The 22175-nt window shown below is 60.4% G+C and carries 22 protein-coding genes; 20 read left to right on the top strand and 2 right to left on the bottom strand.

What is annotated here, in order from left to right:
• The first annotated feature begins 2 nt into the window (after positions 1–2).
• The 17 genes from Q7F16_RS22875 to Q7F16_RS22795 all read left to right on the top strand — a co-directional run bounded on the left by Q7F16_RS22875 (position 3) and on the right by Q7F16_RS22795 (position 13419).
• Complete coding sequence (locus Q7F16_RS22875) at positions 3–257, top strand: EscS/YscS/HrcS family type III secretion system export apparatus protein (protein WP_014337351.1); 255 nt, start codon at positions 3–5, stop codon at positions 255–257.
• A 4-nt stretch (positions 258–261) separates the two neighbouring features.
• Complete coding sequence (gene sctT, locus Q7F16_RS22870; protein ID WP_409556925.1) at positions 262–1065, top strand: type III secretion system export apparatus subunit SctT; 804 nt, start codon at positions 262–264, stop codon at positions 1063–1065.
• The gene (locus Q7F16_RS22865; protein WP_409556924.1) at positions 1040–2074 is read left to right on the top strand and encodes an EscU/YscU/HrcU family type III secretion system export apparatus switch protein; all 1035 of its coding nucleotides are present in this window, start codon (positions 1040–1042) and stop codon (positions 2072–2074) included. The genes sctT and Q7F16_RS22865 overlap by 26 nt, the downstream gene beginning before the upstream one ends.
• 277 nt (positions 2075–2351) lie before the next feature.
• Positions 2352–2834: a type III secretion system translocator chaperone SicA gene (sicA, locus tag Q7F16_RS22860; RefSeq protein ID WP_046063818.1), complete on the top strand. Its 483-nt coding sequence runs from the start codon at positions 2352–2354 to the stop codon at positions 2832–2834.
• A 2-nt stretch (positions 2835–2836) separates the two neighbouring features.
• The gene (sctE, locus tag Q7F16_RS22855) at positions 2837–4606 is read left to right on the top strand and encodes a type III secretion system translocon subunit SctE (protein ID WP_046063819.1); all 1770 of its coding nucleotides are present in this window, start codon (positions 2837–2839) and stop codon (positions 4604–4606) included.
• Positions 4607–4631: 25 nt separating this feature from the next.
• A complete protein-coding gene (locus Q7F16_RS22850) occupies positions 4632–5723 on the top strand; it encodes a cell invasion protein (RefSeq protein WP_409556923.1) in 1092 nt (363 codons plus the stop codon).
• 12 nt (positions 5724–5735) lie between these two features.
• Positions 5736–6833 (top strand): IpaD/SipD/SspD family type III secretion system needle tip protein, encoded by a 1098-nt coding sequence (locus Q7F16_RS22845; protein WP_409556922.1) that lies wholly within the window; start codon positions 5736–5738, stop codon positions 6831–6833.
• 72 nt (positions 6834–6905) lie between these two features.
• Positions 6906–7160 carry an acyl carrier protein gene (locus tag Q7F16_RS22840; protein ID WP_409556921.1) on the top strand — a complete coding sequence of 85 codons (255 nt, stop codon included), beginning with the start codon at positions 6906–6908 and terminating at the stop codon, positions 7158–7160.
• A 295-nt stretch (positions 7161–7455) separates the two neighbouring features.
• On the top strand, positions 7456–8637 hold the full coding sequence (locus Q7F16_RS22835; RefSeq protein WP_409556920.1) for a winged helix-turn-helix domain-containing protein: 1182 nt from the start codon (positions 7456–7458) through the stop codon (positions 8635–8637).
• A complete protein-coding gene (locus tag Q7F16_RS22830; protein WP_046063822.1) occupies positions 8634–9098 on the top strand; it encodes a transglycosylase SLT domain-containing protein in 465 nt (154 codons plus the stop codon). The genes Q7F16_RS22835 and Q7F16_RS22830 overlap by 4 nt, the downstream gene beginning before the upstream one ends.
• Before the next feature lie 130 nt (positions 9099–9228).
• Entirely contained in the window at positions 9229–10404 is a 1176-nt protein-coding gene (locus Q7F16_RS22825) for a PrgH/EprH family type III secretion apparatus protein (RefSeq protein ID WP_409556919.1), read from the top strand.
• A gap of 3 nt (positions 10405–10407) precedes the next feature.
• Positions 10408–10677, top strand: coding sequence for a type III secretion system needle filament subunit SctF (gene sctF, locus Q7F16_RS22820; protein ID WP_046063824.1), 270 nt, complete (start codon positions 10408–10410; stop codon positions 10675–10677).
• 58 nt (positions 10678–10735) lie between these two features.
• Complete coding sequence (sctI, locus tag Q7F16_RS22815) at positions 10736–11044, top strand: type III secretion system inner rod subunit SctI (RefSeq protein ID WP_409556918.1); 309 nt, start codon at positions 10736–10738, stop codon at positions 11042–11044.
• Positions 11041–11760, top strand: a complete 720-nt coding sequence (locus Q7F16_RS22810; protein WP_409556917.1) for an EscJ/YscJ/HrcJ family type III secretion inner membrane ring protein — start codon at positions 11041–11043, stop codon at positions 11758–11760. Before sctI ends, Q7F16_RS22810 begins: the two co-directional genes overlap by 4 nt.
• Positions 11747–12313, top strand: a complete 567-nt coding sequence (locus tag Q7F16_RS22805) for a secretion system protein (protein WP_409556916.1) — start codon at positions 11747–11749, stop codon at positions 12311–12313. Before Q7F16_RS22810 ends, Q7F16_RS22805 begins: the two co-directional genes overlap by 14 nt.
• Positions 12285–12992 carry an oxygen-regulated invasion protein OrgB gene (locus Q7F16_RS22800; RefSeq protein WP_409556915.1) on the top strand — a complete coding sequence of 236 codons (708 nt, stop codon included), beginning with the start codon at positions 12285–12287 and terminating at the stop codon, positions 12990–12992. Before Q7F16_RS22805 ends, Q7F16_RS22800 begins: the two co-directional genes overlap by 29 nt.
• Positions 12982–13419 carry a hypothetical protein gene (locus Q7F16_RS22795; protein WP_409556914.1) on the top strand — a complete coding sequence of 146 codons (438 nt, stop codon included), beginning with the start codon at positions 12982–12984 and terminating at the stop codon, positions 13417–13419. The genes Q7F16_RS22800 and Q7F16_RS22795 overlap by 11 nt, the downstream gene beginning before the upstream one ends.
• Positions 13420–13596: 177 nt before the next feature.
• On the opposite strand, the gene Q7F16_RS22790 is transcribed toward Q7F16_RS22795, so the two are convergent.
• Positions 13597–15075 (bottom strand): hypothetical protein, encoded by a 1479-nt coding sequence (locus tag Q7F16_RS22790; RefSeq protein WP_409556913.1) that lies wholly within the window; start codon positions 15073–15075, stop codon positions 13597–13599.
• Between the two features lie 221 nt (positions 15076–15296).
• Here Q7F16_RS22790 and Q7F16_RS22785 point away from each other — a divergent pair, with 221 nt between their 5' ends.
• Positions 15297–16316, top strand: a complete 1020-nt coding sequence (locus Q7F16_RS22785) for a quinone-dependent dihydroorotate dehydrogenase (RefSeq protein WP_409556912.1) — start codon at positions 15297–15299, stop codon at positions 16314–16316.
• A gap of 308 nt (positions 16317–16624) precedes the next feature.
• Here Q7F16_RS22785 and rmf read toward each other — a convergent pair whose 3' ends face one another.
• Positions 16625–16840, bottom strand: a complete 216-nt coding sequence (rmf, locus tag Q7F16_RS22780) for a ribosome modulation factor (protein ID WP_003223300.1) — start codon at positions 16838–16840, stop codon at positions 16625–16627.
• Positions 16841–17371: 531 nt separating this feature from the next.
• Here rmf and rlmKL point away from each other — a divergent pair.
• Together rlmKL and Q7F16_RS22770 are read left to right on the top strand one after the other, a co-directional pair.
• Positions 17372–19642: a bifunctional 23S rRNA (guanine(2069)-N(7))-methyltransferase RlmK/23S rRNA (guanine(2445)-N(2))-methyltransferase RlmL gene (rlmKL, locus tag Q7F16_RS22775; protein WP_079302155.1), complete on the top strand. Its 2271-nt coding sequence runs from the start codon at positions 17372–17374 to the stop codon at positions 19640–19642.
• A 143-nt stretch (positions 19643–19785) separates the two neighbouring features.
• Positions 19786–22170, top strand: coding sequence for a sensor domain-containing diguanylate cyclase (locus Q7F16_RS22770; protein ID WP_046063832.1), 2385 nt, complete (start codon positions 19786–19788; stop codon positions 22168–22170).
• Positions 22171–22175: the final 5 nt, after the last annotated feature.

Here is a 22175-nt window from a genome sequence, read left to right as displayed (position 1 = left end):
CGATGAACGATCTGGTCTATGCCGGCAACAAAACCCTGTACCTGATTCTGCTGATGGTGGCCTGGCCGATCATCGTCGCCACGGTGGTCGGTCTGGTGGTCGGGTTGATCCAGACCGTGACGCAGCTGCAGGAGCAGACGCTGCCGTTCGGCTTCAAGCTGTTGGCGGTGGCGGCGTGCCTGTTCCTGCTTTCGGGCTGGTACGGCGAAACCTTGCTGGATTTCAGTCGTGAAGTCATTCGCCTGGCGTTGAGTTAGGCCGATGTCGGTGGCGTTGTTTTTCGAGCTGTACGCCTGGTTCGCTGCGGCGGTGTTGGGCGTGGCGCGTCTGGCGCCGATTTTTTTCATGTTGCCGTTTCTCAATAGCAGCGTGTTGACCGGCGTCGCGCGCCAGGCGGTGATTGTGCTGGTGGCGCTGGGCTTCTGGCGCTACGTCGGCGTGCCTACGCCAGCCCTCGACAGCGTGGCGTTCCTCGGTCTGGTGCTGCGTGAGGCGGGTATCGGTGTGCTGCTGGGCGTGCTGCTGGGCTGGCCGTTCTGGGTGCTGCATGCCATGGGCAACCTGATCGACAACCAGCGCGGGGCCATGCTCAGTAGCACGGTGGACCCGGCCAACGGTGTCGACACCTCGGAGTTGGCGAATTTTCTCCAGTTGTTTGCCGCGGCGGTTTATCTCGAAGGTGGCGGCCTGGTGTTGATGCTCGAAACCGTCGGCCACAGTTATCGCCTTTGCGCGCCAGCGAGCAGTTGTGAGCTGCACCTGCCTGCACTCTATTCATTGCTCGATGCACTGGTGAGCAAGACCCTGGTCATCAGTGCGCCGGTGGTGGCGACCTTGCTGGTCAGCGAGGCGCTGCTTGGGTTGCTCTCGCGGTATGCGCCGCAAATGAATGCTTTTTCGGTGTCGCTGACGGTCAAGAGCCTGGTGGCGCTGGTGGTCTTGATGCTGTATTTCGGCGTGCATCTGCCGGACGAAGTGCTGCGCATGGGCATGTTGTCCGACGGCTTGGCGCAGTATCTGGATGGCGGGGAGGGCGGAGATGTCATCCAGCGCCTCGAAGACTGAAAAACCCACCGCCAAGCGCCTCAGGGATGCCGCGCGCAAAGGACAGACGTTCAAGGCCAAGGACTTGGTCATCACCTGCCTGACCCTGTGCGGTATCACCTACATGGTCTTCAACAGCTCGTTGAGCGAGATCATGGAGGTCTACCGGCGCATCATCGCCAGCGATTTCGACGCTGAACTGCAAGCCTACTCGGCGATGCTGGTGCTGCTTGGCCTCAAGGTGTTGCTGCCGCTGTTGCTGGTGTGCGTGCTGACCAGTGCGTTGCCGGCCTTGCTGCAAAGCGGTTTTGCCTTGGCCAGCGAAGCCTTGAAACTGAATCTGGGCGCCTTGAACCCGGTCAATGGCTTCAAGAAACTGTTCAGCCTGCGCACCGTCAAGGACACGTTCAAGGCGCTGTTGTACCTGGGCAGTTTCGCCATGGCACTGTGGATTGTCTGGCTTACCCAGCGGCAATTGCTGTTCGCCCAACTGTTCGCCCAGGCGCCGGCGTTGTTCGCGATCTGGGGGCATTTGTTGCTGGTGCTGGTGCTGGCGTTCCTGGCCTGCGTCCTGTTGATCGTCGTGCTCGATGCCCTCAGCGAATACTGGCTGTTCATGAAAGACCAGATGATGGACAAGGATTCGGTCAAGCGTGAACACAAGGAGCAGGACGGCAACCCGCAGATCAAGGGCCGTCGCCGCGACTTGCACATGGAGCTGTTGTCGGAGCAGGTCAAGTCCGATGTGCGTAGCTCGCGCATGATCATCGCCAACCCCACCCACATTGCCATCGGCGTGTATTTCCGCCCGGAGATCACCTTGCTGCCGTTTATCTCCCTGATGGAAACCAACCAGCGCGCCCAGGCGGTTCGGGCCTACGCCAAGGAAGTGGGGGTGCCGGTGATCAACGACATCGCCTTGGCCCGCCGCATCTTCAAGACCCACCAGCGCTACAGCTTCCTCCAAGTGCAGGAAGTCGAGGAGGTGCTGCGGTTGCTGATCTGGCTTGAGCAGGTTGAGCAGGCGTGAAGCCAAGCAAAGCCAGGCACAGCCCTTGTGGCGAGGGAGCTTGCTCCCGCTGGGGCGCGAAGCGGCCCCAAAGCCTGGCGACGCGATGTTTCAGGTGGATTGAGTGGCCTTTTGGAGGGGCTGCTGCGCAGCCCAGCGGGAGCAAGCTCCCTCGCCACAAGGGCGATCTGGTTTTTTCGTTGCACCGCAGCATGAGCGCAATTTGGCAGCGTGCCTGTCGGCGTTTTGGCTCAATGCATCGGTCAGCGACGCTGGCGTTTTTTCAGGAGTGTGGCTGATGAATCGCGATAACAAACAAGACGAGCAGGTGGCCCTGGAAGTCGTCGATGCAGTGCTCGGTGGTGCGGCGTTGAAAGACGTGCAAGGCATCAGCGACGAGCACATGGGCAGTCTCTATGCCTTCGCCTTCCAGTTCTATGAACAGGGGCGATTGGATGATGCCGAGAAGTTCTTTCACTTCCTGTGCATCTACGACTTCTACAACAGCCATTACTGGATGGGACTGGCTGCGGTGCACCAGCTCAAGCAAAACCACCAAAAGGCGATCGACCTTTATGCGATCGCTTTTGCCCAGGGCAAGAACGACTACCGGCCAATGTTGTACACCGGCCAGTGCCATCTGGCCCTGGGCAAGGTCGGCAAGGCCCGGTTGTGTTTCGAATACGTGCTTGAACAAGCCACGGAAGACGATCTGCGCGAGCAGGCCAAGGTGTATCTCGACACCCTGGCTCACATGGAACAGCAATGTTCGGAGGACTGAACATGAGTGAAATCAGAAACACCGCAAGCCCCGCATTCCAGGGCGCAATGAGCCGCAGCGAGGCCTTTGAAAAATATGGTGCGGCTGCCAGCAAGGCCGCCAGGACCGTGGATTATCAGGAGGCCGGCCAGAAAGCGCTGGCAGACCTGATGTCAGTGACGTACGAAGGTCACAACTGCCCGCCCGCCACCAGTACGGGCCGGCCTGTGCTGCACCCGCCAGCGCCGCGCGCCGATGGCAACAAACAGGAAACCAACGGCGATCTGTTCACGTTATTGATGGCGATGATCAGTGAGCTGATCGGCGAGGTCGACGTCAAGAAACTGAAAAACCGCCTGGCGATGCTGCAGAGCATGGCCGGCGCCAGGCAGCAGGCCCATCAAAACCTGTCGGCGCAATACACCGCTGCCGTCGAGGCCATGGCGGCGGCCGAGGGCAATGTTGGAAGCGGCCAGGAACACCTCGATCAGTTACAGGAACGGGTCCTGCATTTCCAGGGGTTGCTGGCAGAAAGCGAAGCGCGGCTGGCGCAACTGGACCCTGAATCACCTGAGTATGCGCAGGAGCTGGCGCGTCGCGACCAACTCAGAGGCGACTTGGCGAGCCATACCCAAACCCTGCAAACAGCAACGGCTGCGCACCTGAAACTGATCGAGGTCGCCAACGCCTGTGCCAGAACAGTCACTGCCGTGGTCGCCAAAATGCAGGAGTCCAGCGTCAACGGTTCCGCCATCAAGGACACCGATGAAAAGGCCCTCAGCAGCAGTGCGCTGGCGTTGCTCAATCGCTTGAAAATCATCGAACTGCTCGGCGAATCAGCGCAGCACAAAGAAGAGCTCAGCCAGGAGCTTTTCCAGGAGCTGCAAGCCAGGCTGCAGGAACACATGCAGCGTGAGTCGGATAAATACCTGGAAGAAGTCCGCAAGGCCGAAGCACTGCAAAAAACCATGGGCTGCATCGGCAAGATCATCGGGGCGATATTGACCGTCGCGACCATCGTTGCCGGGGTCATGACCGCTAACTTGCCGCTGATCGTGATAGGGGTGGTTGGCGCGGGAGTCATGATTGCTGATGTGGTGGTGGAGGAAAAAACCGGCAAGTCGTTCATGGCCGAAGCCATGAAACCGCTGACCGTCGTCATGCAGGAAGCCATCAAGCGGTTCAGCGAGCTCTACACCCAATTGCTGATAGAGCTGGGCGTTGATGAAGACAAGGCCAAGGAAATCGGGCAGATCGCCGGCATGATCCAAGGCATCGTTTCGACGTTGGCCGCCGTGGCGCTGGTGGCCATTGTCGGGGCGCAGGTGATCGGGCCGATGGTCAGTGCCGTCGCCTCGAAACTGGCGTCGGTGGTCGCCCAGGCCGCGCCCGCCGCGATGCAAGCGATGAAGCAAGTGGCTACTTCGGTCGGCAACACGTTGACCCAGATGCTCACGCAGTTGCGTGGGTTCATCACCAACGGCGCCGATCCGGTATTGCTGGCCCGTTATGCCGCCAACCTGGAGATCGCCCAGGCTGTCACCGAGTTCGGCAACGTGGCGGTGCAAGGCGGGTTGCAAATAAAAAGCGGCCAGCACCAGGCCCAGGCTGCCGTGCACCTGGCCGATGTGCGTGTACGCATGGCGATCAGCGAAGAAATCAGCGCCTACCTCACCCAGGTGGTCGACGACTACGGCCAGGCGATGCGTGAGCGAACCCGCCAGATCGAACAGCTCTTCGCTGACATGCAGCGCAGCCATTCCGTCAGCCTGCTAATGGCTCGGCATGTTTGAACTTCACCGCTAACAGGTATCTACGATGACCCAATACGTTACGACCAGGATGGCTCCGGTTGTCATTGCCCACGAGCTGAGCAACGACGCGGGGCTGAGCGAATTAGTCGCCCAGGAACAGTTTTCGAAACGCAAGTCAGTGACGGGCTCGAGCCTCGACAACATCACCGCACAGCAAGTGCTCCAAAAAACCACCGTCCCAGCGCCCTCGGCGGCGGAGCTCGAGCGTCAGATCAACGCCTACCAGCCCACCGATTCGGACTGGCAAGACTTCCTGGCCGCTTCGATGATGCTCAGCGATGAGGTGCGCAACGAGCTGATCTTTGACCCAGGCGCCTGGGAGAAACACGTCAACGTGTTGGTGTCGGTGATCATTGCGTTGAATGTTGCGCGAGTGGTCAACGCGCAACTGCGTGGTCATTTCAACGTCATGGCCTCCGATGCCGCCAAGGCCCAAGGCGCGGCCATTGTCGAGTCGGGCAAGGCAGCGCTGTACGGCGCCATTACCGCCGCAGTGGTGTCCGGCGTTATCGCCGGGTTCGCCATGCTCAAGACTTTCCAGGGCCAGGCGTTGAAGCATGCGGACATCGACCTGCATAGGCGTAACGCGATGGATGCCGGCAATATCGAACGCGACCTCAAGCTGGGTCGTAACCGTGAGCACTGGGACCCAAAAGAGGTCTATGCATTCGACAGTTTCGATAAATCCGGTCATACGAAAGTCAGTACGTTCCAACCCAAGGGGTCGGTATTGACCGATCAGGAGAACGCCTGGTTCGACAAGCGAATCCTCAGGGCTCAGAAGGTCGGGCAGACCTCCGACTGGCTGAGCCAGATGAGCAGCAAGGGGATCGAAAGGAAACTGGAAACCGGCCGTGCACTGAGTGCCATGTCCACGAACCTGAGCCAGGTGGTGGCGAACCTGGTGCGCCTGTCCGAGCATGCCGCGCGGGAGAAAGAGGTGCTGATGCAAAGTGCGCAGAGCAGCCAGAAGAGCCTGGCCGATGAAGCCGGCCAGAAAGACGCGGCCGACGCGGCGCTGTTGCAGAAAATAATGGAGCTGGTGATGCAGCTGTTTCAATCGCGCAGTGATGTTGTTCGTGGCATGACGGCTTGAGGGATTAACGAGATGAATATTCAGGGTTCTACATCAACAACAAGCCAGCCACTGACCGACGTCCCCCTTGCAGACCATGCACCGACTCCACCTGAAATACCCACGGCAGTTGCACCAATGTTCAACCCGACGGAGTCGTTGGAGCGTTCGGTAAAGCAGCTCAATCGTCATCTAGAGCGCGGGCTCGTTTGTTCATCGGGGATCACCCTGATAGCCAAGGAGCTGATTGCCGAGGGCGCGGAAAAAGTCAACCTTGCAGACTTTGTCGAACAGACCCACGCCAAGCGGATCCGCTCGGAAATGTGGGCGCTGCAATTTCGCCAATGTTGCGCTGTGATGACCCATAGCCAGAGCGCAGGGCTTTTGGATAAAAGTCAGCTCCAGCCGCTCAATGACGAACAAAGCAAAAGCCTGCACGCCATCCGAGCACATCTGGAAGAGAAGAAGCCTCTTGAGATCGCCGAGGCTCTGGATGCGACGATAAATTCATCGAATGACTTCTTCGAAAAACTGCTCGAACTGATCGACCTGATCAAGAACGGCTACCTGGCCGGTTATGAACACGTCATTTCGGCCTATTCTGACTTCTTTGCCGATTTCAACGCCCAAATCACTGGAATGATGAAGAACTGGATCGAAGGCACGAGCGACGGCAAGGAGGTCAAGTTGAATGCGGGCGCATTGTTCGCCGCCTTGACTGACCTGATCGCTAAATACACCCATCCTAATCCTGACTCTGTTCTTTTCCCCAAACCGGGTGACGACGGGGTCGGCAGGGACGAAGCCGAGAAGTGGCGTATTGCACTGGGCCTGCCCCCGCAGTGCCTCAAGCCAAACGCCGATGGCACCTGGTGCGTCGTCATTGATACAGGCCCGCTCCATAGGATGAAAGACGGTTTGCCGCCCAGCGGCACGGTGACCTGGGATACCGCCAAATTCAACGCCTGGCAAAGCGGTATCAACGCTCAAGAGGAACGCATGAAAAACATGCTGCAGTCCTTCACGCAGAAATACTCGAATGCCAATTCTTATCATGACAATTTCAACAAGACGTTATCGGCGCATTTGAATCAGTATGCGGATATGTTGAGAGCGATGTTGAATTTCTGAAGTTGAGTAAAAGTAGTGATGTTTAATCTGGCTAGGTGTGTGTTTTTCACGCCTGTTTTTTAGGAAAGAAAAATGTCAGGAAGTCCAGTTGATCGGCTTGAAAGTATTCAGCTGATCATCAAGTCATTGGTGGCTGGTATTTCTCTTGGTGGTCGAGTCGTTGGAGGCGGTTCGCGGTTGGTCGAGGACCTGTATATCGATTCCACGGATTTGGTTGAGCTTGTCCTGGAAGTGAATAACGCTTTCGGTGTTGAATTGTCCGAAGATGAGGTGGGGGAGTGGCGGACGGTGCAGGATATATTCGATTCCGTGGTGCGGGACGTTTAAGTTTTTGTTCGCCCTTCCCAGTGCGCTTAGGTTTTATACCTTGATTCTATTGGATTCATTCCTACGATTCTGGTCGTGGTTTCCTACGTCAATAACATTCAACACCCTACGGAATCCCTCTACGCATCTTCCTATAGTCACGCAGCTCGCCATCCCGAGCCTGTTACCCACAGGCTCAATCGCGCTTCAGTAACTTTCTATAGAGAAACCTCAGAGTATGGACAGTACAACTGATCAAACGCTGGTGAAGTCATTCGTTTTTGACCACTGGCTATTGCAAAGCGATGGAACGCTGATGCGAGATGGACAAGGAGTTCATGTTCCACCCAAAGAACTGCACGTACTACGCCTGTTGCTGAAGTCAGCGGGTACGGTCGTCAGTAAGGATTATTTGCTGGACCAGGTCTGGCCGCGGATGGATACGGCGGAGGAGTCGTTGACCCGTTGTATCTACGCGTTGCGCAAGTTGTTCAAGGAGAACAAGGATTACATTGCGACGATTTACGGCCAGGGTTATCGATTCACCGGTTCTGTGGTTGAACTCGAGGTGCCGAGCCAGGCGAGAGCGGTGGCGCCCTCACTGGCTGTGTTGCCTTTTCGCAATCTGGACGAGACTGCCGCGCTGGATTTGCAGGATCTGATGATCCGCCAACTCACCACGGCGTTCGGCGAGGCGTTGCACGTCATTCCCTCGGGGGTAATCGCAGTCTGCGGGGCAGCAGACGATGTGCGTTCGTTGGCTGGGCGGTTGTCGGCGGATTATTGTTTGAGCGGGCGCTTTATCGGCTCGGGCGAGCAGCGACATTGGTCAGTGGAGTTGATTCATGGCCGCGACCAGGCCTTGCTGCATGGGCAAACGCTGGACGCCGGTGACCTCGGGGAGGCGCTTGGGGTGTTGACCTGCCTGGTTGCCCAACGCGTACCCGGGTTGCGTCCGGTCGGTGAGCGCTGTGGGTCGTATGCGGTGGCGGTGGCCTATCTCAATGGGTTGTGCAGTGTGCAGCAGCACACGGTGCAAAGCCTGCGCGATGCCCTTGTGCTGTTCAGGCAGTGCGTGAAGCTCGATGCCGGGTATGCACCACCCTGGTGTGGTTTGGCCGATGTGTGGCTGGGGCAAGCGTTGATGGGCCTGGGCGACCCGGTACGCGCAATCGACGAAGCGCATTCGGCGGTTTCCAGTGCCTTGGCCCTGGACCCCGGCAGCATTCCGGCGTTGACGCGCCTGGCGTTGCTCACCAGTTTGCGCGGCTGCGAGCAGGCGGCGCAGGTGTTGTTCCGGCGCTGCCTGTTGTCGGCCGATCAGGCTGACGTGCTGTACTTTCACGCCTGGCATCACTGGTTCTGGCGGCGCAACGAGCAGGCGGCGCACATGATCGACCAGTGCCTGGAGCAGGATCCGGGTTGTGTCCGGGCGCAGATCTTGCGGGTGCGCATTCATGAACAGCTGACTTGGATCAGCGAGAGGCGCCTGGCATGAAGCGGCGCCGGAAAACCTGGTTATGCGTGCCGGTGTGTCTTGGCCTGGGGTTAGGCATGTCCCAGGCGCACGCCTGGTGCTGGAGCAAGGCGGGGCAATTGCATGCCATCGAGCCCGAGCTGCTGCAAGCGATTGCCGATGTCGAATCCGGGCTGAAGCCAGATGCAATCAACCACAACCGCAATGGCACCCGCGATATCGGGCTGATGCAGATCAACAGCATTCACCTGTCGCGCCTCGGTGCCGAGGGCATCACCGAACAGCGCCTGCTGGAGGAGCCTTGTCTGTCGGTGGAAGTCGGGGCATCGGTGCTGGCCGGGTTTATCGCCCGCTATGGCTACAACTGGACGGCGGTCGGCGCCTATAACGCCGGCAATTCCCCCCATCGTCAAGCTGCGCGGCTGCGCTATGCGCGCAAAGTCTGGCAGCGCTACCAGGTGTTGACCCAGGCCCGGGAATGAGGGCGCCGTGAACAAGGGCTGGCTGAGGATTCTGATCCTATGCAGGACGCAATCGGCAGAATTGGATCAGGAATCCTGCGGCCAGCCTTTCTAACCTACCTGCTCATTCGACCTTCCTGGAGTTTGGACGGTGACAGTCCCGACGGCCCCCACGCTACAGCCCTGCATGCTGCGGATCCTCAACGGTCCGTTGCAGGGCTGCGAATTCCCGCTCGGCGAGGGCACGACCCTGTTCGTCGTCGGGGCAGTGGAGGTGTTGGGGGACGGCGCACGTGTTGCCAGCGTGCCGGCGGATACGATCTTCATCCCCCTGGAGGAAGGTGGCTGCAATTTCGAGGTATTGGCCGACCAGGCCACGCCGGACGGTGTGCCGTTGCGCTTGCTTGGCGATTCGGTCGAAGTTCGTCACTGCGTCTTCCAGGCTCGTATGCAACTCGGCGGGTTGCAAGTGGCCTTGCGTCCAGCAGATCAATCCTGGGCGCCCGAGTGCCTCGCTCCGGCAGATAGCCCGTGCAATGCCGCCGCGTTCAGAGGATGGCGTGTCCATTGGACCCGTTGGATTGCCGGTGCTCTGGCGCTGGTTGTGTTGGTCACCGCGGTCAGCCTCTGGTCGATGCCGGGGCCGTCACCTGAAACCGACATTCGTGCGTTGATTGCCGGCGCCAGTGCGCCGGTCCAGGTACTGCGCGGTCGTGATGAGGCGGTTTATGTCTTTGTGTCTTCCGAACGCGATGCCGGTTGGAGCCGGCAGGTGCTGACGCGTCACGCCCGCGTGAACAGCGAGGTACTGCTGCTGGACCAGGAGCGTCGCCGGCTGGAGCAACTGCTGGTCGACCATGATCCGCAGCTGGCTTGGCATTTCCTGGACCTCAAGGATCCGTCGGTGCCGCGCCTGTTGCTCAGCGCACAACGCAATCTGCTCACGCCCGACAAGGAGGCCAAGCTGCTCGATACCTTGCTCGCGGCTGCGCCTTATGCCCGCGACGTGGTGGTGCAGAGGCAGGATGACGCGCTGTTGGCCGCTGTTGCGCAGGCTGGGTTGCAACGTCTGGCACTGACCTTCAGCCGGCTCGAACACGAAGACGCGGTCGCGTTCGCTATCGAGGGCAACCTGCAGGATGCCGAGCTGGCTGCCGCTCGCCAGTATGTCGAGCGTTTTTACCGGCAGTGGGGTGATCGCTACGTGCATTTCACTGTCGAGCTCAAGGACGACGCGCTCAAGGGCAAGTCGTTTCAAACCGGCCCCCAGGGCTACGTCAAGACGAGCCCCTCGTCCTGGCATTTTTCCAACAAACAGAGCAGGTGACGTATGGCTGATACTGGTATCCCGATCATGTTTCCCCAATTCCCCGATGACTTTCTCGGAGAGCAGGCGGCTGCGTTCGAGCGTGGCGCCCAAGGCCTTAAAGATGCACTGGATCAAGCGCTGGAGGACCTCAAGCTCGATGCCTCGGACCCTGGAAAGCTGGCGGCCTACCAGACCGCGTTTTCCTCCTACACGGTGTTCCGCAACGCCCAGACCAACACGATCAAGGGCTTCAAGGATATCGACATGGCGATCATTCAGGCGGCCCGCTGACGCTTTCCCTTTCGATTGGCCATTGCTCGTGACGATGGCCATTTCATGAGTGCATCGTATGTCCATTCAGAATCTTGCCCCGTCGCTTATCGCCCGGTCCGCCTTCGTTGAGTTGCGTGGCGCGCAGGAAGGTCCGATCGTTTCCCTGGAGTCGCGCTTGATCGAAGCGTTTGCCGGTTCCGCCGTCGACAGCGCGCAAGAGGTCTCGGCGATCAATCAGTTGCTGCAACGTCCGGATATCACCGACCCTGAAGTATTGGCCCAGTTGCAGGAGCTGACAGGGCAATACAACGTGGATATCAACTTGCTCAACGTGCTGGTGCGCAAGGCCGTGGGCACGGCAGAAACCCTGTTGCGTGCATCATGAAACCGGGCGTGCTGTTGCTGCTGTTGTGCCTCGCGCTGGTGGGGTGCCGCCAGCCGAACCTGCTGGAAGGACTGGATCAGCAGCAGGCCAATGAAGTGCTGTCGGTGCTGCAGCGCAACAACATCGCGGCGGTGAAGGTCGACACCGGCAAAACCGGCTATGCGGTGAAAATCGACGCGCTCGATTTTTCCGCGGCCGTCGATCTGCTCAATCTCTATTCGTTACCTTCCCGGCCACGTCTGCAAGTGGCCGAGATGTTTCCGTCCGATTCCCTGGTGGCCTCCCCCCGTGCGGAAAAGGCCCGCTTGTATTCAGCGCTGGAGCAGCGCATCGAACAGTCGCTGAGTGTGCTCGAAGGCGTGGTGTCGGCACGGGTCCATGTCAGTTACGACCTGGAGGCAGGCGAGGGCGGGCGCAAGCCACCGCCGGTCCACCTGTCGGCGGTGGTGCTGCATGAACGCGATGTCGAAGCGCAATTGCTGATCACCGACATCAAGCGTTTCCTCAAGAACAGTTTTGCGGCGGTGGAGTACGAGAACGTCTCGGTGGTGCTGTCCAAACGCTCCCCGACCCAGCATGTGGCGCCGTCGGCAGTCGCCGCACCGGGGCCTTCACCGTGGCCATGGTGGGCGGCGATCAGCGCGCTGCTGCTGGCCGGTGGCGCCGCCTGGGTCTTCCGCCAGTGCAGCGCGGGGCGGCGTGATGTCGGACCTTGAGTGCCTGGAGCAAATCCTCGCCGAGCCTTTGTCGTATCTGCACCCCCAGCGCCTGGTTGTACCGGCGGGATTCGAAGGCGGCGAGGCCCACACTTTGCTCAACCGCATCGTGCTCGAGGGGCTGGGACTGCAAGAGCCGTGGCCTTCGACGCCGCTGACAAGCGTGGCGCAGCTATGGGTTCGCCATTGGCGACAATTACCCTATATCGCCTTGCTGATGGGCGCCTATCGCTTGATGCCCGACCTGGCGCGGGGCGCGGCGCTGCAGTGCTTGCCCGTGTCGGTTCGCCGGTTCGCCAGCTTCAATCTGGGAGTGCGAGGCGGTCTGCCGGTGGAGTGCGCGACGGTTTCAATGGCGCGGGTCGAGGCGGCCGGCCTCAATGCGTTGTGGAGCTGGAACGAGCACGTTCCTCATCTATTGCTCGAGCGCCTGAGCTTGCAGTTCTGCGAGCCGGTCGTTCGCTTGCATCGGCAATGGCCCGTGACGAAACCTGATCCAACCCTGTTCTTTTTGGCGGTGCAGCATGCTCGACTCCATCCGAACCCTGACTGACCTGCCCGCGTGCGAAGACGTGCGCCTGGCCCGCGAAGACATCGCCGCCGCGCGCCGTCGTCAGCGCTTGCAGTTGGAAGCCCAGCGCCGCGCGCGCGCGTGTGTCGAGCAGGCACACCGCGATGCCGAAGCGCTGCATGCCCGGGCGTTTCAACAAGGTTATGCCGAGGGCATCCTGCGTGCGACCGAGCATCTGGCCGATGGCTTGCTGAAATCGCAACGCCTGGGGCTGCAATTGCGCAGCGATCTGGCCCTGGCCGCCCGTGATCTGCTCGCGCAAGCCTTGAGCCACCCGCAATGGCTGGATGAAATGCTGGAGCGCTGGCTGGCGGGGCAGGCGGGCGACTCGGGCGCGGTCCTGCACCTGTTGTTGCCGCTGCATTGCCGCCCGCGCGGCAATGCACTGCGCGAACGCTTGCGCACGCGCTGGCCCGGCGAGCTGATGCTGGAATATCACCCACAAGACCGCTATGTGCTGCGGCTGGCGGATCAACTGTTGGAGTTCGATGTCGAGACGACCGGCGAACGGCTGGAATCCCGGTTATTAGCGAGCATCGCCAGCCTGCCGGAGGCGGTGCGCTTGTTGGATCAGGCCTCAAGGCAGGCGCTGGCGGACATGTGCGCAAGCTTCACCGATTTCGCGCCAACCGACACTGCCGAGGTTCGCCATGAAGATTGAATCCATGACGGTTTCCAGCCTGTTGGAGGGTGGCGCCAATTCATCGGTCGAGACGCTGGAATCACGGCTGCTGGCGGCCCGCGAGCAAGCACCTGACAGCAAACGCCCGGACCCTGAGTTCGAGCACTTGTATCAATTGTTACTGGCGATGGAGGGGCAGGGGGAAAAGGTGATTCATGAATTCCTCCGTACGTTGCGCGGGCCGGATGGCACAACGGCGGCGTACCCCACCGCCCAGGCGTTGATGGCGATCACGCTGCAGGTTTTGGTGCGATTGAAGGACGAGGGTTTGGAAAAATCGCAGCTCTATAAAGAGGTCAGCGGTGCCAATGGCCTGGCGTTCGCGATGGATCTGTTTACCAAAAGCTTTATGCGCGATGTGTTCCAGCCGATGGGGGATGAGGCTTGGGAGAAGAGTGAGTGGTAAAGACGGCAAGACGGGCGATGCCTGTCTGTTAAAGGAAGAGAGGGTAAACAGTGATTTCGTGGCGAGGGAGCTTGCTCCCGCTGGGGCGCGAAGCGGCCCTTCCTTGGGGCTGCTGCGCAGCCCAGCGGGAGCAAGCTCCCTCGCCACGGTTACGTGTATTCCAGGCAAGCCGATGAGTCAGGCGTTTGCTGCGGGAGTGGTGCGTGCGTTGACGTAAGCCGTGCCGGGACGTAGCGCGAACACGACGGCGGCGACTAGCGCGTTGACGATATGGTCGACTATTTCTTTTGAAATGGGCAAGGTTGAAAAGTATAGGGATGCCGAAGTGACAACGGCCATGATTATCTGGCCTATGGAGGTTCGTATCGCATTGGTGGACAAGAGCTGATTGGCCGCCTGCTCGGCAGTGGGTATTCGTACAGAGATGGGGTCGATCCGAAAGCCTCCTTCAGGCGGATCTTTTTGGAAGGCGCGCATTGCCTCGCCCATGAATATTTGGCCGAAGACGTCGGCTCCGGCGTTGAAGCCGCCCCGCTTGAAATCGTCTTCCAGTACCGGTTTCAGGGATTCGACAATTTGCTCGGCCCGGGCCTCAGCCGACAGATTTGGATCATGCGGCGTATTGGCCTGTTGTTCCATCCAAGCCGACAGTTGAAAGGCCAGGCCTTCCGTCTCAGAGGGTGGGGGTTTATTCCCTGCTGCCATGGCATACCCGGCGCCGGAGTGTGGCGCGGTGTAGTTCATGGCGGTGAAGGACAGGAACTGGAGCATAGCGTTCAGCGTGCCTGCGGCTGCCGTACCGCTGGGGTTGGGTTTTGTATTGTCGCCGGTGGGGCAAAACAGGCTCACCAGATCCTGGGCAAACGTGTAGAACAACATGGCCGGGCCGGAGGATGCCAATGCTGGCAGTGCGGAGGGCACGGCTATGGCAGCTGCCAGGGCCAAGGCCGATATTGTGAGGGTGATGAAACGTGCCAGGCGCGTTTCGGCGTTTGCGGTTCCATTGCACTCGTCCCTGATGGCTCCGAGGATATTCAGCAATGGGCCGATGCACTGGGCAATCCCACCGAGCACACTGCGTGTCAGTGGCGAAGCCGCATTGGATTGGAGGGCCTTTTCCTGGAGGAACCCGACCAGTTGCCTGATCACCGTAAGGGCAAAGGTGACCAGACCGCTGCGTAGGCCGGAAATGGTCAGGTTGCTGGCCCAGCGTCCGAGATCGCCTTCGAATTCGTTGCGGGCCAGTTTGCCTAGGCAATCACTGATCCAAGTAAGGATGGTCAGGGCGCGTTGTATGAATGTGTCGGAATCTGACGAATGCTTTGAGCCTTCGAACATCCCCATATCAATCACGAAATCTTCATCGTATGCCTCCTTTAGGATTTCCCTAAAGGCTGTATAAGCGCGCAAGTCGGCTTGATCTTCTCGCTCTGTAATGATTGTCTTGAGTGCTTCCTCAACCCCCTTCAGTCCAAACCTCAACTGTTCCGACGAAAGCGGGCTTCTCTGCTCGGCTGGGATGATGTCATCGAGCATCTCGATAATGGTATCGGTTGGCCCCCTCTCAATGTCGATGACCGTGTCCGGTTTATGGGCGCGAACGGAGTCGTTTGGAATGGGTTGCGCTATAGATGCGCCTAAAGATGAGACAGACATTTTTTGATCCTGCGTGACGAAGGGCTACTGGGTTGCTGCCATTGCAGCTGCATCGGTCTTTTGCAGGTTTTTGGCGCTTGCAACTATCAAATAGCGCTCCGACGCAAGGGCCGCAGCGTGTCGATACCCAGATGGAACCCGGAATCCAAGTGGTTCTCGCCGCTGACGCTCCTGCTCGGTATAATCCCGTCACTTTTTATCGCCCAGAGCCCACCCCACCCATGTACACCCTGGCCCGTCAGCTGCTGTTCAAACTTTCCCCGGAAACCTCCCACGATCTGTCCCTGGACCTGATCGGCGCGGGCGGGCGTTTGGGCCTCAACGGTCTACTGTGCAAGGCCCCGGCGAAATTGCCGGTGACGGTCATGGGCCTGGAATTCCCCAACCCGGTGGGGCTGGCGGCGGGCCTGGACAAGAATGGCGCGGCCATCGACGGGTTCGCCCAGTTGGGTTTCGGTTTCGTGGAAATTGGCACCGTCACCCCGCGCCCGCAGCCGGGCAACCCCAAGCCACGGATCTTCCGCCTGCCGCAAGCCGAGGCGATCATCAACCGCATGGGCTTCAACAACCTGGGCGTCGATCATCTGCTGGCTCGTGTGGCCGCGGCCAAATACAAGGGCGTGCTGGGCATCAACATCGGCAAGAATTTCGACACGCCGGTGGAGCGCGCCGTCGACGACTACCTGATCTGCCTGGACAAGGTCTACGCCCACGCCAGCTACGTGACCGTCAACGTCAGTTCCCCCAACACCCCGGGGCTGCGCAGCCTGCAGTTCGGTGATTCGCTCAAGCAACTGCTGGCCGACCTGGCTCGGCGGCGCGCCGAACTGGCGTTGATTCACGGCCGGCACGTGCCGCTGGCGATCAAGATCGCCCCGGACATGACCGACGAAGAAACCACCCAGGTGGCCCAGGCCCTGATCGAGACGGGCATGGACGCAGTAATCGCCACCAACACGACCCTGGGGCGTGAAGGTGTCGAAGGGCTGGAACACGGTGATGAGGCGGGCGGTTTGTCTGGCGCGCCAGTGCGTGACAAGAGCACCCACACCGTGAAGGTGCTGGCCGCTGAATTGGCGGGGCGCTTGCCGATCATTGCCGCGGGCGGAATTACCGAAGGCCGCCACGCCGCCGAGAAGATCACCGCCGGGGCGAGCCTGGTGCAGATTTATTCGGGCTTTATCTACAAGGGGCCGGCGTTGATTCGTGAATCGGTGGATGCGATTGCGGCGTTGGGTTGATTTCTTCAGGCTGGTCAGGTCCATTTGTGGCGAGGGGATTTATCCCCGCTGGGCTGCGCAGCAGTCCCCAAGACGGCTTGCCCGATAAACCAGACACACCGAGGCGCTGGTAATAAGGGCCGCTTCGCGCCCCAGCGGGGATAAATCCCCTCGCCACAATCGTGTCTTCAGCCCAGGCCGAAACCCAGGCATTAAAAAGGGCTCCTCGAAGGAGCCCCCTGGGCCGTAGCCCGCCGTCCGGATGGGACGTGCGTGGTTAAATCGATATGGGTGTCAGATTGTCGAGTTCTTGAGTATTAAGCCCTGTGTCAGCCGACGGCGTGAAGTTCGTTGAGTCTATGGATACCCGCAGTGCCGGTCATACCGTCCCAGTTGTCGCCGCGTCCTTCTCGCCAGCCATTGATCCAGGCTTGACGTACCGACGGTAGAGTAAAGGGGCAAAGCTCACGGGATTTACCACCAACGCCATATTGGTAACCACGTAAAAATGCTCTTTCCAACGGATCACGCTTAAGTCTTCTCATAGGGTGTTGCCCTCACTTGTTGACTGTTACTTAGCGTCGACCTCTATCGAGGCCGGGGCAGAATCATTCTGCCGTTGGTGGCTCGTTGCCGGCGTGACGAGCCGAGGTGTTGACGCCGTTGCGACGTCAACCTGTGTTGAGTTCTAACCAAAGCGTCACATGGATGGAATGATCGTTTTGTCATAAGCACGTAACAATAAAGATGTTAGGGCGATAAGTAACTTGATGTTCGTTGACCGCTTTTGAGCAAGACCCCTGTATGATCGGCCCTGCGCCGAAAGGGGTAGGTCTGGCTCGGATGAGAATGTCCTCCCGCTGCACTCGGGTACTATTCGACGAAAGGGTCGAGTTTTCACAATTTGTTGCACAGAATCTTTTATCTGCCTTCGCATCTAAGCTCTTTTAACCTGAGCGGCGAGGGTGGCACGGCACACTTTCGTGCCACGCGGGTGCTCTTGAGAAAAGCACCTGATTGAACCCGGCCCGGCAATGCGTTGCCCGGTCCACTTAGCCAAAGGCTCTGGAAATCCCATGTCCGATCGTTTCGAACTCTTCCTCACTTGCCCCAAGGGCCTCGAAGGCCTGCTCATCGAGGAAGCCGTCGGGCTTGGCCTTGAAGAGGCGCGCGAGCACACCTCGGCCGTGCGCGGCATGGCCGACATGGAAACGGCATATCGCCTGTGCCTGTGGTCGCGCCTGGCCAACCGCGTGTTGCTGGTGCTCAAGCGCTTCCCGATGAAGGACGCCGAAGACCTGTACCACGGTGTGCTGGATGTCGACTGGCAAGACCACATGCTGGCCGATGGCACCCTGGCGGTGGAGTTCAGTGGCCACGGCTCGGGCATCGACAACACCCATTTCGGCGCCTTGAAGGTCAAGGACGCCATCGTCGACAAGCTGCGCACGCCGTCGGGCGAGCGACCATCCATCGACAAGCTCAACCCGGACCTGCGCATCCACCTGCGCCTGGACCGCGGCGAAGCGATCCTCTCCCTCGACCTTTCCGGCCACAGCCTGCACCAGCGCGGTTATCGCCTGCAGCAAGGTGCCGCGCCGTTGAAGGAAAACCTCGCCGCCGCGATCCTGATTCGCGCCGGTTGGCCGCGCATTGCCGCTGAAGGCGGGGCGCTGGCCGACCCGATGTGCGGCGTGGGCACGTTCCTGGTGGAAGCCGGGATGATCGCCGCCGACATGGCGCCGAACCTGCGCCGCCAGCAGTGGGGCTTCACCGCCTGGCTCGGCCATGTGCCGGCGTTGTGGAAGAAACTCCACGAAGAGGCCACCGACCGTGCCGCCGCCGGGCTGGCCAAGCCGCCGCTGTGGATTCGCGGCTACGAAGCCGACCCACGGCTGATCCAGCCGGGCCGCAACAACGTCGAACGTGCCGGCCTGAGCGAGTGGATCAAGATCTATCAAGGCGAAGTCGCCACCTTCGAGCCGCGTCCAGACCAGAACCAGAAGGGCCTGGTGATCTGCAACCCGCCGTACGGCGAGCGTCTGGGCGACGAAGCCAGCCTGCTTTACCTCTACCAGAACCTCGGTGAACGCCTGCGCCAGGCCTGCTTGAACTGGGAGGCGGCGGTGTTCACCGGCGCGCCGGACCTGGGCAAGCGCATGGGTATTCGCAGCCACAAGCAGTATTCGTTCTGGAACGGCGCCTTGCCGTGCAAGTTGCTGCTGATCAAGGTGTTGCCGGACCAGTTCGTCACTGGCGAACGTCGCACCCCGGAACAGCGTCAGGCCGAGCGTGAACAGGCCGCCTACGATCAGGCCCCCGAAGTACCGCAAGAGCGCCAGTACAACAAGAACGGCAACCCGATCAAGCCAGCAGCGGCGCCGGCCCCAGTGGTCGAGCAGGCGCGGTTGAGCGAAGGCGGGCAGATGTTCGCCAATCGCCTGCAAAAAAACCTCAAGTTGCTGAGTAAGTGGGCCAAGCGTGAAGGCGTGGACTGCTATCGGGTCTACGATGCCGACATGCCGGAATATTCCATGGCCATCGACCTGTACCACGACTGGGTGCACGTCCAGGAATACGTCGCGCCGAAGTCCATCGATCCGGAAAAGGCCTCGGCCCGGCTGTTCGACGCCCTGGCGGCGATTCCCCAGGCGCTGAACGTGGACAAGAGTCGCGTGGTGATCAAGCGTCGCGAGCGCCAGAGCGGCACCAAGCAGTACGAGCGCCAGAGCGCCCAGGGCAAGTTCACCGAGGTCAACGAAGGTGGCGTGAAGCTGCTGGTCAACCTCACCGACTACCTGGACACCGGGCTGTTTCTCGACCATCGGCCGATGCGCCTGCGGATCCAGAAAGAGGCGGCCGGCAAGCGTTTCCTCAACCTGTTCTGCTACACCGCGACCGCCAGCGTCCACGCTGCCAAGGGTGGTGCTCGGAGCACCACCAGCGTCGACCTGTCGAAAACCTATCTGGATTGGGCACGGCGTAATCTGTCGCTCAATGGTTTTTCCGACAAGAACCGCCTGGAGCAGGGCGATGTGATGGCCTGGCTGGAAGCCAGCCGTGACGAGTACGACCTGATCTTCATCGACCCGCCGACCTTCTCCAACTCCAAGCGCATGGAAGGCGTGTTCGATGTGCAGCGTGACCACGTCCAGTTGCTGGACCTGGCCATGGCGCGCCTGGCGCCGGGCGGTGTGCTGTATTTCTCCAACAACTTCCGCAAGTTCCAGCTCGAGGACAACCTCGGCGAGCGTTATGCGGTGGAAGAGATCACCGCCAAGACGATCGATCCGGATTTCGCCCGCAACGGCAAGATCCACCGCGCCTGGAAGATCATGGCGCGTTGAGTCGGGGCTGATTGGATCCAAGAAGCCTTGTAATTCAAGGCTTCTAGCCTCGTTTGGGGACTGGCTAAAGTGATGGCGAATAGCTATAACTTAGGCTGTGTCCAGGGCTGTGCCTATGCCTGGTTCCTTTCTGAGTTGTATTTATGGCATTGCATCAGGTACGTCCCAGGATCCTGGGCTTTATCAGCGAAGACGTGTCGGCCTGGCTGGTCGCTTCGCTGGTCCTGCTGGCCGGTATGTTCCTGACCGGGTTGCTGACCTGGGCGATGATGAACCTGTTCAATCAGCAATTGCGCCAGCGCTTCGAGCTGCAAGCCGAGGAGCGCTTCAGCCGCATCGAAGAACGATTCCAGGATCAGGAGCAACGCCTCGACAGCCTCAGGCGTTTCTTTGCCAACTCCGAAGGGGTCTCCAACAACGAATTCCGTGGTTACGCCGACGCACTGTTGCGCCGCACCCGGGCCTTCGCCTGGGCGCCGAGGGTGCTGCCGGACGAACGGTACGCATTCGAACAGCAGGCGCAGGCTGAAGGGGCCACTCAATTCACGATCCGCGAGGTGGACGGTAGCGGTGGCCTGCGACGGGCCGCCGAACGGGACGAATACGCACCGCTGCTCTACATCCAGAGCCAGGCCTCCTACGGGACACCGCTGGGCCTGGACCTGCTTTCCGAACCCTTGCGCCGTGCCGCCGTTGAGCGGGCCCGCCAGCGAGGCGGACCGGTGGTCTCGCAGCCATTGGACCTGATGGGCGCCGACCCGGTATTTACCCGTGGTGTCCTGCTGGTTGCGCCGGTCATCCGGGAATCGGCCAGCGAACCGTTCGGCTACGTGGTGGCGGCCATCAGCATGCGGCAACTGGCGGGCGATGGACTGCCGGCGTCCGGCCACGACAATCTGTCGATGCGTATCATGGATCCGTCTCCCCAAAGCGGCGAGGAGGCGCTGTTCGAGTCCCGCAACCCGCCGGGCCAGAGCGATTTGGCGGCGACCCGCTTGCTACGCCTGGCCGATCGCGACTACCGGGTGGAGCTGCGACCCAGCCGGGTGTTCCTGTCTACCAATCATTCTTCAGTCACCAGCATGGTGATATTCGGCGGTTTGCTCAGCCTGCTACTCAGCGCCTTGCTCTATGTGCTGGTCAGCCAGCGGCAGCGGGCCTTGAAACTGGTGGAGCAGCGTACCCGTGAACTGCGCGCCCGGGAGCAGGAGCTGCGCGGTACCCATGGCCAGTTGCGCGGTGTGCTGGACGCCGCGACCCAGGTCGCGATCATCGCCACTGACCTGCGTGGCGTCATCACCACCTTCAACGCCGGTGCCGAACAGATGCTCGGTTACCAGAGCTGCGAGGTCCTGCAGAGCATGACCCTGGAAAGCCTGCATGTACCGCGCGAACTCCAGGCCCGCGCCGCCCAGCTTGGCGCGCGTTTTGGCAAGCCGATTCCGACGTGTCACGCGATGCTGCTCGAGGGCGGCGAGCAGGGTGGGCAACAGGCGCGGGAGTGGACCCTGGTGCGCCGCGATGGCAGCCACTTGACCGTGAACATGCTTGCCACACCGATGCTCGATGACCAGGGGCTGTGGGTCGGGCACCTGGCGATCTGCATCGATATCACCGAACGCAAGCGTGTCCACGAAGCATTGGCTGCCCGTGACTTGTTGCTGAAAAAGCTCAGTGCCCATGTGCCCGGTGGCATCTACCAGTTCAAAATGGATTTCAATGGTCGCTTCAGCGTGATCTATGCCAGCGACGGCATTCGCGACATCTATGAAATGGAACCCGATGTGCTGGTGCAGAACGCCGAGGCGATTTTCTCGCGGATCCACCCGTTGGACAGCACGCGCGTCCGCGCTTCGATTCGTGCTTCGGCCCATACCTTGAGCCCGTGGCGGGAAGAGTATCGGGTGCAATTGCCCCTGCGCGGGCTGCGCTGGGTACGTGGCGAGGCCACGCCCGAGGAACTGCCCGGCGGCGGAGTGTTGTGGCATGGCTATGTCTCGGATATTTCCGACCTCAAACGGGTGGAAGAAGAGCTGCGGGCCTTGTCCGTCACCGATGCGCTGACCGGCATTCGCAACCGCCGCTATTTCCAGGATCGCCTGACTTCGGAGATGGCTCGGGTCGAGCGCGGTTCCGGGGGGCTGGCGGTCATCATGCTCGACATTGACCACTTCAAGCGCATCAACGACCAGCATGGCCATGCAGTGGGCGACCGGGTATTGCAAGCGGTCTGCCAACGCGTCGCCCAGCGGTTGCGGCGCACCGATGTGTTTTGCCGGCTGGGTGGGGAAGAGTTCGTCGTGCTGTGCCCGGACACCGACAGCGAAAGTGCCTACACCTTGGCATTGGAGCTGTGGGAAGGCTTGCGGGCGGCGCCCATCGAGGGTGTGGGGTTTGTCACCGCCAGCTTCGGTATCGCCACCTGGCGTGCCGGGGAGGGCGCCGATGCGTTGCTGCTAAGGGCTGACTCGGGCGTGTATGCGGCCAAGCAGGCCGGGCGGGATCGGGTTGAGGTGCAGTTGGGCTAGCCACA

The organism is Pseudomonas sp. Lb2C2 (assembly GCF_052112205.1).
Classification (GTDB): domain Bacteria; phylum Pseudomonadota; class Gammaproteobacteria; order Pseudomonadales; family Pseudomonadaceae; genus Aquipseudomonas; species Aquipseudomonas kilonensis.
Note: the sequence above shows the minus strand (reverse complement) of the source record. Positions and strands in the feature narration are given on the sequence as shown.